This is a genomic window from Inquilinus sp. (genome assembly GCF_057815775.1).
Genome location: NZ_JBYRFX010000651.1, coordinates 1 through 11559, shown reverse-complemented (window position 1 = coordinate 11559; position 11559 = coordinate 1). Strand labels below are relative to the sequence as shown.

Annotated in this window: 15 protein-coding genes; 10 read left to right on the top strand and 5 right to left on the bottom strand. The window is 68.6% G+C overall.

All coding sequences use genetic code 11. The features are described from left to right. The 3 genes from AC3XYG_RS22570 to rpmI form a co-directional block, all read right to left on the bottom strand. On the bottom strand, positions 1 to 459 hold a 459-nt coding region (locus tag AC3XYG_RS22570), incomplete at its 3' end, for a tRNA ligase subunit PheS family protein (RefSeq protein ID WP_489142111.1). A gap of 131 nt (positions 460 to 590) precedes the next feature. After that, positions 591 to 956, bottom strand: a complete 366-nt coding sequence (rplT, locus tag AC3XYG_RS22565) for a 50S ribosomal protein L20 (RefSeq protein WP_489142110.1) — start codon at positions 954 to 956, stop codon at positions 591 to 593. A gap of 18 nt (positions 957 to 974) precedes the next feature. Next, the gene (rpmI, locus tag AC3XYG_RS22560; RefSeq protein WP_489142109.1) at positions 975 to 1175 is read right to left on the bottom strand and encodes a 50S ribosomal protein L35; all 201 of its coding nucleotides are present in this window, start codon (positions 1173 to 1175) and stop codon (positions 975 to 977) included. Positions 1176 to 1378: 203 nt separating this feature from the next. Here rpmI and AC3XYG_RS22555 point away from each other — a divergent pair, with 203 nt between their 5' ends. The 9 genes from AC3XYG_RS22555 (at position 1379) to AC3XYG_RS22515 (ending at position 9547) form a co-directional block, all read left to right on the top strand. Then, the gene (locus AC3XYG_RS22555) at positions 1379 to 2584 is read left to right on the top strand and encodes an aspartate aminotransferase family protein (RefSeq protein WP_489142108.1); all 1206 of its coding nucleotides are present in this window, start codon (positions 1379 to 1381) and stop codon (positions 2582 to 2584) included. Further along, positions 2577 to 3503: an ornithine carbamoyltransferase gene (gene argF / locus AC3XYG_RS22550; RefSeq protein WP_489142107.1), complete on the top strand. Its 927-nt coding sequence runs from the start codon at positions 2577 to 2579 to the stop codon at positions 3501 to 3503. Before AC3XYG_RS22555 ends, argF begins: the two co-directional genes overlap by 8 nt. Before the next feature lie 2 nt (positions 3504 to 3505). Beyond that, on the top strand, positions 3506 to 4405 hold the full coding sequence (locus AC3XYG_RS22545; RefSeq protein ID WP_489142106.1) for an Hsp33 family molecular chaperone HslO: 900 nt from the start codon (positions 3506 to 3508) through the stop codon (positions 4403 to 4405). Positions 4406 to 4422: 17 nt separating this feature from the next. Further along, on the top strand, positions 4423 to 4872 hold the full coding sequence (locus AC3XYG_RS22540) for a hypothetical protein (protein WP_489142105.1): 450 nt from the start codon (positions 4423 to 4425) through the stop codon (positions 4870 to 4872). Then, a complete protein-coding gene (locus AC3XYG_RS22535) occupies positions 4869 to 5018 on the top strand; it encodes a hypothetical protein (protein WP_489142104.1) in 150 nt (49 codons plus the stop codon). Before AC3XYG_RS22540 ends, AC3XYG_RS22535 begins: the two co-directional genes overlap by 4 nt. A gap of 179 nt (positions 5019 to 5197) precedes the next feature. Then, positions 5198 to 6067, top strand: a complete 870-nt coding sequence (galU, locus tag AC3XYG_RS22530) for a UTP--glucose-1-phosphate uridylyltransferase GalU (protein WP_489142103.1) — start codon at positions 5198 to 5200, stop codon at positions 6065 to 6067. A gap of 58 nt (positions 6068 to 6125) precedes the next feature. Continuing rightward, on the top strand, positions 6126 to 7448 hold the full coding sequence (locus tag AC3XYG_RS22525; protein ID WP_489142102.1) for a UDP-glucose dehydrogenase family protein: 1323 nt from the start codon (positions 6126 to 6128) through the stop codon (positions 7446 to 7448). A 32-nt stretch (positions 7449 to 7480) separates the two neighbouring features. Beyond that, a complete protein-coding gene (gene pgmG / locus AC3XYG_RS22520) occupies positions 7481 to 8872 on the top strand; it encodes a phosphoglucomutase/phosphomannomutase PgmG (RefSeq protein ID WP_489142101.1) in 1392 nt (463 codons plus the stop codon). Between the two features lie 267 nt (positions 8873 to 9139). Continuing rightward, positions 9140 to 9547: a RidA family protein gene (locus AC3XYG_RS22515; RefSeq protein WP_489142100.1), complete on the top strand. Its 408-nt coding sequence runs from the start codon at positions 9140 to 9142 to the stop codon at positions 9545 to 9547. An 8-nt stretch (positions 9548 to 9555) separates the two neighbouring features. On the opposite strand, the gene AC3XYG_RS22510 is transcribed toward AC3XYG_RS22515, so the two are convergent. Continuing rightward, complete coding sequence (locus AC3XYG_RS22510; protein ID WP_489142099.1) at positions 9556 to 10413, bottom strand: SDR family oxidoreductase; 858 nt, start codon at positions 10411 to 10413, stop codon at positions 9556 to 9558. Positions 10414 to 10527: 114 nt separating this feature from the next. Here AC3XYG_RS22510 and AC3XYG_RS22505 point away from each other — a divergent pair, with 114 nt between their 5' ends. Beyond that, the gene (locus tag AC3XYG_RS22505; protein ID WP_489142098.1) at positions 10528 to 11268 is read left to right on the top strand and encodes a TetR/AcrR family transcriptional regulator; all 741 of its coding nucleotides are present in this window, start codon (positions 10528 to 10530) and stop codon (positions 11266 to 11268) included. On the opposite strand, the gene AC3XYG_RS22500 is transcribed toward AC3XYG_RS22505, so the two are convergent. Further along, a partial coding sequence (locus AC3XYG_RS22500) for a GNAT family N-acetyltransferase (RefSeq protein WP_489142097.1) occupies positions 11246 to 11559 on the bottom strand: 314 nt, incomplete at its 5' end. The genes AC3XYG_RS22505 and AC3XYG_RS22500 overlap by 23 nt on opposite strands.

Below are 11559 nucleotides of genomic sequence, written 5' to 3'. Positions count from 1 at the left end.
CTGCCGGGCGGGGTGCTCCGGCGGGATGTTCAGCGCAGTGAAGTTGTGCCAGTCGTCCTCGATGTCGGGCCCTTCGGCGACCGAGAAGCCCATCTCGGCGAAGATCGCGACCATCTCGTCCCGGGTCTGGCTGATCGGGTGGATCCGCCCCGTCCGCTCCGGCCGTGCCGGCAAGGAGACGTCGAGCGTCTCGCGCGCCAGCCGGTCGTTAAGCGCCGAGCGCTCCAGCTCGGCCTTGCGGGCGTCGAGCGCCGCCGAGATCTCGTCCTTGATCACGTTCAGCGCCGCACCGGCGGCCTTGCGTGCCTCGGGGTCGAGGTCGCGCAGGCCGGCCATCAGCCCGGTCAGACGGCCCTTCTTGCCCAGCGCCCCGACCCGCACCGCATCCAGCGTCGCGAGATCCCGGGCCCCGGCCACAGCCTCGGCCAGCTCCCGCTTCAGCGTCTCACCCTGTTCCATCGCCTGGCGTCCCCGATGGCTTCGGCCGCCCCTCGCCCGCAAGGACGGCGGCCATGAAAAAAGGGGTCGAGCCTTTCGGCCCGACCCCCGCTTCTCTTCGCTTTACCAGATCCCGCCGGGGCGGGATCGGATCAAGCGGCGTTCTTCAGCGCGGCCTGGGCCTGATCGACCAAGGCCTTAAACGACTCCGGCTCGCGCGTGGCGATGTCGGACATGACCTTGCGGTCGATGTCGATGCCGGCCAGCTTGATGCCGTGCATGAACTTCGAATACGTCAGGCCGTGCTCGCGGACACCGGCGTTGATGCGCTGGATCCACAGGCCGCGGAAATCGCGCTTCTTGTTGCGACGATCGCGATAGGCGTATTGCAGCGCCTTCTCGACCTTCTCGATCGCAATGCGATAGTTGGTCGAAGCGCGACCCCGATAGCCCTTGGCGAGCTTGAGGATCTTCTTGTGACGGGCGTGGCTGGTGACGCCGCGTGAAACTCTTGCCATTGCTTAGCGCTCCCCTGCTCAGCCGTTAACCAGGAAATAGCGCTTAATCTTGGTCGCATCCGCGTCGCACATGACCTTGGTGCCCTGGTTCCGCTCCCTGGCCTGCTTGTTCTTGGTCAGCAGGCGGTGGCGGCGGTAAGCAGAGTTGTAGCGGACCTTGCCGGAGGCGGTCAGCCGGAAGCGCTTCTTCGCGCTTGAATGGGTCTTCATCTTGGGCATTTTTCGCTCCTTCCGAAGGAAGACGATGGATGGGTGGTTGGGCATGCCCCGGGGATCGAACCCCGGCCTCGCCACCCGAACGAAGCGCGCGTTATAACGGCATGGGCCCGCGTTGACAAGCACAGCATAAGCTGGGCTTAGTCGCAGCCTTCCCGCAACCCTGAGACTCTGTCCGAGACTCCTCTCTCTCAGCGAGACCGTCCATGATTCCCGCCGTGATGCCGACCTATGCGCGTGCCGACCTCGCCTTCGAGCGGGGCGAAGGGGCGTATCTGTTCGCGACGGACGGGCGACGATACCTGGACCTGATCGCGGGGATCGGCGTCTGCGCGCTCGGCCATGGCCATCCTCATCTGGTGAAAGCGCTGCAGGAGCAGGGTGCCAAGCTGTGGCACACCTCGAACCTGTACCGGATCCCGGAGGGCGAGCGCCTGGCCCAGCGGCTGGTCGACTCCACCTTCGCAGACACCGTGTTCTTCACCAATTCCGGGGCCGAGGCCTGGGAAGGTGCCAACAAGCTGGTGCGCAAGTACCACTACACCCGCGGCAACCCGAAGCGCTGGCGGATCATCACCGTCACCAACAGCTTCCACGGCCGCACCCTGGCCGCGATCTCGGCCGCCAAGGGCGAGAAGCTGATCAAGGGCTTCGGCCCGCTGGTCGACGGCTTTGACCAGGTCGCCTGGGGCAACATGAACGAGCTGCGCGCCGCGATCACCGACGAGACGGCGGCGATCTGCATCGAGCCGATCATCGGCGAGGGCGGCATCAAGGCCGCGACGCCGGAGTATCTGCGCGAGCTGCGCCGCGTCTGCGACGAATTCGGCCTGCTGTTGTTCTTCGACGAGATCCAGTGCGGCTATGGCCGGACTGGCAAGTTCTTCGCCCATGAATGGGCGGAGATCACGCCGGATGTGATGTGCATCGCCAAGGGCATCGGCGGCGGCTTCCCGCTCGGCGCCTTCATGGCCACCGAGGAAGCGGCCTGCGGCATGACCCCGGGCACACACGGGTCGACCTATGCCGGTAACCCGCTGGCGATGGCGGTCGGCAACGCGGTGCTGGACATTGTCCTGGCCGACGGCTTCTTCGAGACGGTCGAGCGCACCGGTCAGCACTTCAAGGCCGAGCTGGAGGCCCTGGTGAAGCGCCACCCGACGGTGCTGGAGGAGGTGCGCGGCCAGGGGCTGATGCTCGGGGTGAAATGCATCCAGCCGAGCGACCAGATCGTCCCCGAGCTGCGCGCCGCGGGCCTGCTGACCGTGGGCGCGGGCGAGAACGTCGTCCGCATCCTGCCGCCGCTGACCATCAGCACGGCGGAGATCGCCGAGGCCATCGCCATCTTCGATCAGGTGTGCGCCGCCCGGACGGTCAAGGGCGGTTCGGCGAAGGCGGCGTCCCATGTCTGACGTCAAGCACTTCACCGACCTTCACCACCTGCCCAAGGCCGATCTGCGGCGGATCATCGACCGGTCGATCGAGCTGAAGCGCACCGACCCGCGCGGCACGCAGTCCAAGCCGCTGGCCGGCCGCACCCTGGCGCTGATCTTCGAGAAGCCGTCGACCCGCACCCGCGTCTCCTTCGAGGTCGGCATGCGCCAGCTCGGCGGCGAGGTGGTGATGCTGACCGGCGCGGAGATCCAACTGGGCCGCGGCGAGACCATCGCTGACACGGCGCGGGTGCTGTCGCGCTATGTCGACGCCATCATGCTGCGCACCTCGGACGAGGACCGGCTGCGGGAAATGGCCGAGAACGCGACCGTGCCCGTCATCAACGGGCTGACGGACGAGACCCACCCGTGCCAGCTGATGGCCGATGTGATGACGTTCGAGGAGCTGCGCGGGCCGATCGCCGGCCGCGTCGCCGCCTGGACCGGCGACGGCAACAACGTCGCCCGGTCCTGGATCCGCGCCGCCGCCATGTTCGATTTCGAGCTGCGCCTGGCCTGCCCGGACGAGCTGGCGCCGCCGGCAGACCTGATCCACTGGGCGCATCGCGAGGGCGCCCGGGTGTCGGTCGGCACCGACCCGGAGACCACGGCGCGCGGCGCCGACCTCGTCGTCACCGACACCTGGGTGTCGATGGGCGACAAGGATGCCGCGTCGCGCCACAACCTGCTGCGGCCCTACCAGGTCGATGAACGGCTGATGGCCCAGGCCAAGCCGGACGCGCTGTTCATGCACTGCCTGCCAGCCCATCGCGGCGAGGAGGTGACGGACGGGGTGATCGACGGGCCGCAATCTGTGGTGTGGGACGAGGCGGAAAACCGGCTGCATGCCCAGAAGGGCATCCTGCTGTGGTGCCTCGGGGGGCTGGAGACGATCTGACCATGGCGGCGTTGCAGATGGAGGGCGATGATCTCGTCCTCCCCTTCCAGATCGAAGCGTCGGGGCTGCGCGGCCGGCTGGTCCGGTTCGGCCCGCTGCTCGACGACATCCTCGGCCGTCACGCCTACCCGGAGCCGGTGGCGCATCTGCTGGCCGAGACGGTGGTGCTGACGGCGCTGCTGGCCAGCGCCCTGAAATACGAGGGCGTGTTCACCCTGCAGGCCAAGGGCGACGGCCCGGTGCGCCTGGTGGTGGCCGATGTCACCGCCGAGGGCGCGGTGCGTGCGCACGCCATGTTCGACGAGGCCCGGCTGGCCGAGGCCGACGGCAGCACCACGGTGCCGGCCCTGATGGGCAGCGGCCACCTGGCCTTCACCGTCGACCAGGGTGCGGACACCGAGCGCTACCAGGGCATCGTCGATCTCTCGGGCGAGACCCTGTGGGAATGCGCCCAGCATTATTTCCGCCAGTCGGAACAGCTGCAGGCCGGGCTGCGCTCGGCCGTCCGCCTCGGGCCTTCCGGCTGGCGCGGCGGTGGCATCATGCTGCAGCGCCTGCCGGATCCGGAAAAGCAGGTGCCGACCGACCGCGAGGACGACTGGCGCCGCACCATGGTGCTGCTCGGCTCCGCCACTGACGACGAGCTGACCGAGCCGACGCTGGCCGGCGAGGCGCTGCTGTTCCGCCTGTTCAACGAGGACGGGGTGCGGGTCTTCCCGACCCAGCCGATGCGCTTCTCCTGCCGCTGCTCACGCGAACGGGTGGCGTCGATGCTGGCGGCGCTGCCGCGGGCAGAGGTCGAGGATCTGGCGATCGACGGCGAGGTCGAGGTCGCCTGCGAATTCTGCAACACCCGCTACGCCTTCGACAAAGACCAGCTGGCGGCGCTGTACACCGATTGACCCGACCGGAGAGCCCGATGCCGCAGTCCCCGACTCGTCCTCGCGCCACCCGGCGCGGCCTGTTTGCTGGCGCCGCCGCCCTGCTGCTGCTTGCTGCCTGCAGCGGCCCGGATCTGGCGCGGGTCGAGCCCGTGAACTTCGCCGGCCGCCCGGCGATCCGGTTGAATGTCGCCCGGGTCGACACGGTCGACCAGTCCGGCGCGCCGGCGGCCACCCAGCTGGCCCAGAGCCCGGCGGCGGCGATCCGCAACTGGGGCGCCGCCAGGCTCCACGCCAACGGCCAGGCCGGCACGGCCCGGCTGATCATCCAGCAGGCCAGCCTGACCTCGCAGCCCCTGGCCACCCAGGGCGGCCTGACCTCGCTGTTCAACGACCAGCCGGCGCAGCAGCTGACCCTGCAGCTGGTCGCCCGGCTGGAGATCGGCGCGGTCGGTGGCTACACGGCGGCTATACCGACGTCCATGTGAACCGGTCCACCACCGTGCCCGAGAGCGCCACCACCGCCGACCTGGCCCGGGCCCAGAGCGGCCTGCTGCAGGACGGCATGGGCGATTTCGACCGCCAGTTCGAGGCCAACATCCGGCAGTACCTGGCGCCGCTGGTCCTGCCCTGACGCCACCCGCCTGGCGCCGCCCGGTCCGGGCAGACCGTCGCTGTCCGCCGCGGGTGCCCGAAATGGGCCGCAAACGAGGCCCAGGGTTCGCTCGGCTTCCCTTTTCGCCGCCCTCTGTGGCACAAGGCGGGATGTGAAGCGTTCATAGTGGCGTCGAAGAATTTCTGAAGAAGGCGTTCATGTCCGAACCCGTCAAGGTTGCCGTCTTCCCTGTCGCGGGTCTCGGCACCCGGTCGCTGCCCGCCACCAAGGCGGTGCCCAAGGAAATGCTCTGCGTTGTCGACAAGCCGGTGCTGCAATACGCCGTCGAAGAGGCGAAGGCCGCCGGCATCGAGGAATTCATCTTCGTGTCCAGCCGGGGCAAGACCGCGCTGGAAGACCATTTCGACCAGCACACCGAGCTCTACGCCTCGCTCGAAGCCCGGAACAAGACCGAGCAGCTGAAGGCTGCGCGGGATGCGGAGCTGCCGCCCGGCCAGTTCAGCTTCGTCCGCCAGGCCCAGCCGCTGGGCCTCGGCCACGCCGTGTGGTGCGCCCGCCACCTGGTCGGCAACCGGCCCTTTGCCGTGCTGCTGCCGGACGAGATCTTCAAGTGCAAGACCGCGCTGCTGGCGCAGATGGCCGAGGCCTATGCCAGCCGCGGTGGCAACATGATCGCGGTGCGCGAGGTGCCGAAGGCGCTGACTTCGCGCTACGGCATTCTCGCCGTCGGCCAGGATGACGGCACGGTGGCCGAGGTCACCGGGCTGGTCGAGAAGCCAAAGCCGGAAGAGGCGCCGTCCGACCTGTCGATTGTCGGCCGTTACATCCTGCAGCCGGAGGTGTTCAGCCATCTCGACCGGCAGGAGCGCGGCGCCGGCGGCGAGATCCAGCTGACCGACGCGATGGCGAAGCTGATCGGCAGCCAGCCCTTCCACGGCGTGCGCTTCGAAGGCGACCGTTTCGACTGCGGCGACAAGGTCGGCTTCATCGCCGCCAACCTGGCCTATGGGCTGGACCGGGCGGAGTTGTCTGCAGCGCTGCGCGAGGCGATCGCCCCCTATCTGTGATCCGGCCGACCAGATCGGTGAACTCCCGATCGGTGGACTGTAAGGAGAAGGTGCGCCGATGCGCATAGCGATGATCGGAAGCGGTTACGTCGGGCTGGTGTCCGGCGCCTGCTTCTCGGAATTCGGCCATGACGTCGTCTGCGTCGACAAGGATGCGGGTCGGGTCGAGCAGCTGAAGCGCAACGAGATGCCGATCTACGAACCGGGTCTCGACGCGCTGGTGGCGAAGAACGCGGCGGCCGGCCGGCTGTCCTTCACCACAGACCTGGCCGCTGCGGTCGACGGCGCCGATGCCGTGTTCATCGCCGTCGGCACGCCGAGCCGGCGCGGCGATGGCCATGCCGACCTGACCTATGTCTTCGCCGCGGCGGAGGAGATCGCGCGGGCGCTGACCGGCTACGCCGTCGTCGTCACCAAGTCGACGGTGCCGGTCGGCACCGGCCGCAAGGTCGCCGAGACGATCCGCAAGACCCGGCCGGATGCGGATTTCGATGTCGCATCCAACCCCGAATTCCTGCGCGAAGGGTCGGCGATTGGCGACTTCATGCTGCCCGACCGCGTCGTCATCGGCGCCGAGGGCGAGCGCGCCAAGAAGGCCCTGTCCGACGTCTATCGCCCGCTGTACCTGATCGAGCGACCGATCGTGATCACGGCGCTGGAGACGGCGGAGCTGATCAAATACGCCGCCAACAGCTTCCTGGCGATGAAGGTGACCTTCATCAACGAGGTGGCCAATCTGTGCGAGCAGGTCGGCGCCAACGTGCATGACGTCGCCCGGTCGATCGGCCTGGACAAGCGCATCGGCCCGAAATTCCTGCATCCCGGCCCGGGCTATGGCGGGTCGTGTTTCCCCAAGGACACGCTGGCCTTCGTCCAGACCGCCCGCGAGGCCGGCGCGCCGCAGCACCTGATCGAGGCGGTGATCGAGGTCAACGAGGCGCGCAAGACCGAGATGGCGGATCGCGTGGTCGCGGCCTTCGGCGGCGATGTCGCGGGCAAGACGATCGCCGTGCTTGGCCTGGCCTTCAAGCAGAACACCGACGACATGCGCGACGCGCCCAGCCTGACCGTGGTGCCGGCGCTGCAGCGGGCCGGGGCGCGGATTCGCGCCTTCGATCCTGCGGCGATGACCGAGGCGCGCAAGCTGCTGACCGATATCGACTACACCACCGGTGCCTATGAGGCGCTGCGCGGCGCCGACGGCGCGGTGATCCTGACCGAATGGAACGAGTTCCGCGCCCTCGACCCGGACCGCATGGCCCAGCTGATGCAGGGCCGGGTCTTCGTCGATCTGCGCAATGTCTACAAGCCGGCGGATATGGAAGAGGCCGGCTTCCGTTACCAGAGCATCGGCCGCCCGGTTCCGGGCTCGGCCGGCTGAACCAGCAAGACCCGTCAGGACCAGAGACCCGCATGACTCACAGCTTCCACCCCACCGTCCTCCGCGAATACGACATCCGCGGCGTGATCGGAACGACGCTCAACGCCGCCGACTACCAGGCGGTCGGGGCGGCTTTCGGCACCATGGTCAAGCGCAAGGGCGGCCGCCAGGTCGTGGTCGGCTATGATGGCAGGCTGAGCTCGGTCGAGCTGGAGGCGGCGCTGGTGCAGGGCCTGGCCTCGACCGGGCTGGAGGTCGTGCGCGTCGGCCTGGGCCCTACGCCGCTGCTGTATTTCGCGCAGAAGCACCTGGATGCCGATGCCGGGGTGATGATCACCGGCTCGCACAACCCGCCCGAGTATAACGGCATCAAGATGGTGGTGCGCGGCGGCCCGGTCTATGGCGACCAGATCCTCGAGATCGGCCGCGTCGCCGGTGCCGGCGACCTGGAGACGGGCGCGGGCCAGGTCCGCAACATCGACCTGCGGGACCTCTATGTCGAGCGCATGCTGCGCGACTATGACGGCACCCGCGACTTGACCGTGGTCTGGGACAACGGCAACGGCGCCGCCGGGGAGGTCCTGCGCCGGCTGACGGCCAGGCTGCCGGGCAAGCACATCCTGCTGTTCGACGACATCGACGGCCGCTTCCCGAACCACCACCCGGACCCGACCATCCCGGACAATCTGGTGGCGCTGCAGGCGAAGGTGGCCGAGACCGGCGCCGACATCGGCATCGCCTTCGACGGCGATGCCGACCGCATCGGCGCGATCGACGCCCAGGGCCGGATCATCCCGGGTGACATGCTGGTGGCGGTCTATGCCATCGACGTGCTGCCGCGCCATCCCGGCGGCGTGATCATCGCCGACGTCAAGACCAGCAAGACGGTGTTCGACGCCATCGCCAAGCTGGGCGGCACGCCGCTGATGTGGAAGACCGGCCACTCGCTGATCAAGGCGAAGATGGCGGAGACCAAATCGCCGCTGGCCGGCGAGATGTCCGGCCACATCTTCTTCGCCGACAAATGGTATGGCTTCGACGACGCGCTGTATTGCGGCCTGCGCCTGGTGGCCCAGGTCAGCCGCAGCGGCGGCACGCTGGCGGCCCTGCGCGACACCTTCCCCAGCACGGTGTCGACCCCCGAGGTGCGGTTCCAGATCGACGAGACCCGCAAGTTCGCGGTCATCGACGAGGTCATGGCCCGGCTGCGCCAGTCGGGCGCCGACGTCAACGACATCGACGGCGCCCGGGTTACCACGGCGGATGGCTGGTGGCTGCTGCGCGCCTCGAACACCCAGGACGTGCTGGTGGCCCGGGCCGAAAGCGGCGACGAGGCCGGGCTGGAGCGGCTGAAGGCCCAGATCGTCGACCAGCTGAAGCAGAGCGGCCTGGCCGAACCGAGCTTCACCGCCTCGGCGCATTGAGGGATCGGGGCTCACCTCTTTCCTGTCATTGCCGGGCTTGACCCGGCAATCCAGAAGATATCGACAGCCTCTGGATGCCCGGATCAAATCCGGGCATGACAAATTGGAGGCCATCCCGACAGCCGGGCGCTGACCGACACACGGGCATGGCGTCACAGGACGACGGGCTGGATCGTCTTGAGGTTGGGGCGACGCGATGCGAACGCCGCCCTGCCAGCCCCTGGAACCGGCTTTGCTGTCCGGAGCCCCTCGAATCGGAGATCCGCCATGCCCGCTTTCACCCTGAGCAACCCCGCCGGCCTCTACGATCCCTCGGCCAATGGCTACTCCCATCTCGCCCAGGTGCCGGGCGGCACGCGCCTGGTGTTCATCGCCGGCCAGGGCGGGGAGGACGAGACGGGCGCGCTGTCGCCGGACTTCGCGTCGCAGGTCCGGCAGGCCTTGGCCAATCTCCGCACCGCGCTGGCGGCCGCCGGCGCCGCCCCGCGCGATGTCGCCAAGCTGACCGTGCTGATCGTGGACCATACGGAAGCGAAGCTGCATGACCTCGGCGCCGAACTCGACCACACCTTCGGGCCGGGCCCGAAGCCGACCTGCACCTTGATCCCGGTGCCGCGCCTGGCGCTGGATGCCATGCTGTTCGAGGTCGAGGCGGTGGCCGTTCTGCCGGGTTAAACCCTTGGTCAGTCCTCCAGCGTGGCGGCGAGCACGTCGCGCATGGTCTGCGGCGGGCGGCCGAGCAGCGTCTCGAGCGTCGGGTCGACCGCGACGAACTCGCCGCGCCGGGCCGCCCGGAACAGCCCGACCAGCAGATCCGCCACCGGCGCGGCCGTGCCGTGCGAGACCATGGTTTCGCGCCAGGTGTCGTCGGGCACGGTGATGCGCTTGATCTCGCGGCCGGTGAGGTCTGAGGCGATCGCCGCCAAATCGGCCATATCCAGTGCTTCGGACCCGGTCAGTGGCGGCGTGATGCCGTCGAAGCGCCCTTCGTCGGCCAGCAGGATCGCATCCGCCTCGGCCAGGTCGGCATGGCTCGTCCAGCTGACCTTGCCATCCGCCGGCAGATGAAGTTCGCCGGTCTGCAGGCCCTGCCGCATCAACCCCAGCGCGCTGGCGGCGTAGAAGCCGTGACGCAGCGAGGTGAAGGGCAGGCCGAGGCCGGACAGGATCGCCTCGGTCGCGGCGTGGTCGGGCATCGGCGGGAAGAGCGACGCCGGACCCGATCCCATGTGGCTGGTGTAGAGCACCCGCCTCGCACCCGCCCGGCGCGCCGCCTCGATCGCAGCACGATGCAGATCCACCCTCTCACCGATCGAATGGGTCGAGATGACCAGCACCTGGGCCGCGCCTTCGAACGCCGCCGTCAGGCTGTCGGGATCGGCGAAGTCGGCTTGGCGGACCTGTACTCCTTGCTCGATCAAGCCCGTGGCCTTCCGCGGATCGCGGACGGTGGCAACGATCCGGTCGCCGGGGATGCGGGTCAGCAGCTGCTGCACGACGGCATGGCCGAGCTGGCCGGTGGCGCCGGTGACGACGATCATGGAATTCTCCTGATGCACTGATATCATCGATAACGGATTGTCGATATCGGTGATATAACGTCGCTAACAGAAATTTGCTAGCGGCGATCCGAAATAAATTCTAAATCTGCCGATATGGACGACATCGCCGCCACCGGGCATGGGCCGGACGACACGATCGCCGCGCGGGACAGGATCGTCGCGGCTGCCGCTGCGCTGCTGGCGGAGGGCGGCCGCGAGGCGCTGACCACCCGCGCCGTCGCCGTGCAGGCCGGCGTGCAGGCCCCCACCATCTATCGGCTGTTCGGCGACAAGGAGGGGCTGCTCGACGCCGTGGCGGAGCACGGCTTTGCGGCCTATCTGAAGGAAAAGCGGCCCGCCGACCCCGGCGTCGACCCGGTCGAAAGCCTGCGCGCGGGCTGGGACCTGCACATCGGCTTCGGTCTCGCCAACCCCGCGATCTTCGCCATCATGTATGGCGACCCGCGCCCGGGAAAGTCATCGCCCGCCGCGGACAAGGCCTACGCGATGCTGCAGCAGCGGATGCGCACGCTCGCCGCCGCCGGGCGGCTGCGCGTCAGCGAGGCGCAGGCGGTGAACGTAGCGCGGGCGGCCGGCTGCGGCATGGTCTTCACCCTGCTGGCCATGCCCGAGAACCAGCGCGACCCCGATCTCTCCGCCGTGATGCGGGAGGCGATGATCGATGCCATCACGGTGGCGGCGCCGGCGGACGAAGCCCCGGGGATCGCGTCGACCGCGATCACGCTGCGCGCGCTGCTGCCGGAGGCCGATGGGCTGACGGATGGCGAGCGGGTGCTGCTCGCGGAATGGCTCGACCGGCTGTCGACGCCGCCTAAGGGCCGCCGATCCCCCTGAACCGGGCCATGGCCAGCGCGTCGACATAAGCGCCGTCACGATAGGCGTAGGCGCGCATCACGCCTTCCTCGACAAAACCGAATTTGCGGTAGAGGGCCTGGGCCGGCGCATTGTCGGTCCAGACCGTCAGCTCCAGCCGCTTCAGGTTCAGCCAGTTGTCGGCGGTGTCGATCAGCGCGGCCAGGAGCGCGGTGCCGAGGCCACGGCCGGTGAAATCGTCATGCACGCCCATGCCGAGTGTCGCCGCATGGGCCCGGCGCACCTTGCCCGGGGACAGCACGGCGTCGCCGA

Excerpts from the sequence above, each read along its gene's own strand:
- rplT (WP_489142110.1), bottom strand. The coding sequence starts at position 956 with ATGGCAAGAGTTTCACGCGGCGTCACCAGCCACGCCCGTCACAAGAAG.
- rpmI (WP_489142109.1), bottom strand. The coding sequence starts at position 1,175 with ATGCCCAAGATGAAGACCCATTCAAGCGCGAAGAAGCGCTTCCGGCTG.
- AC3XYG_RS22555 (WP_489142108.1), top strand. The coding sequence starts at position 1,379 with ATGATTCCCGCCGTGATGCCGACCTATGCGCGTGCCGACCTCGCCTTC.
- argF (WP_489142107.1), top strand. The coding sequence starts at position 2,577 with ATGTCTGACGTCAAGCACTTCACCGACCTTCACCACCTGCCCAAGGCC.
- AC3XYG_RS22545 (WP_489142106.1), top strand. The coding sequence starts at position 3,506 with ATGGCGGCGTTGCAGATGGAGGGCGATGATCTCGTCCTCCCCTTCCAG.
- AC3XYG_RS22540 (WP_489142105.1), top strand. The coding sequence starts at position 4,423 with ATGCCGCAGTCCCCGACTCGTCCTCGCGCCACCCGGCGCGGCCTGTTT.
- galU (WP_489142103.1), top strand. The coding sequence starts at position 5,198 with ATGTCCGAACCCGTCAAGGTTGCCGTCTTCCCTGTCGCGGGTCTCGGC.
- AC3XYG_RS22525 (WP_489142102.1), top strand. The coding sequence starts at position 6,126 with ATGCGCATAGCGATGATCGGAAGCGGTTACGTCGGGCTGGTGTCCGGC.
- pgmG (WP_489142101.1), top strand. The coding sequence starts at position 7,481 with ATGACTCACAGCTTCCACCCCACCGTCCTCCGCGAATACGACATCCGC.
- AC3XYG_RS22515 (WP_489142100.1), top strand. The coding sequence starts at position 9,140 with ATGCCCGCTTTCACCCTGAGCAACCCCGCCGGCCTCTACGATCCCTCG.
- AC3XYG_RS22510 (WP_489142099.1), bottom strand. The coding sequence starts at position 10,413 with ATGATCGTCGTCACCGGCGCCACCGGCCAGCTCGGCCATGCCGTCGTG.
- AC3XYG_RS22505 (WP_489142098.1), top strand. The coding sequence starts at position 10,528 with ATGGACGACATCGCCGCCACCGGGCATGGGCCGGACGACACGATCGCC.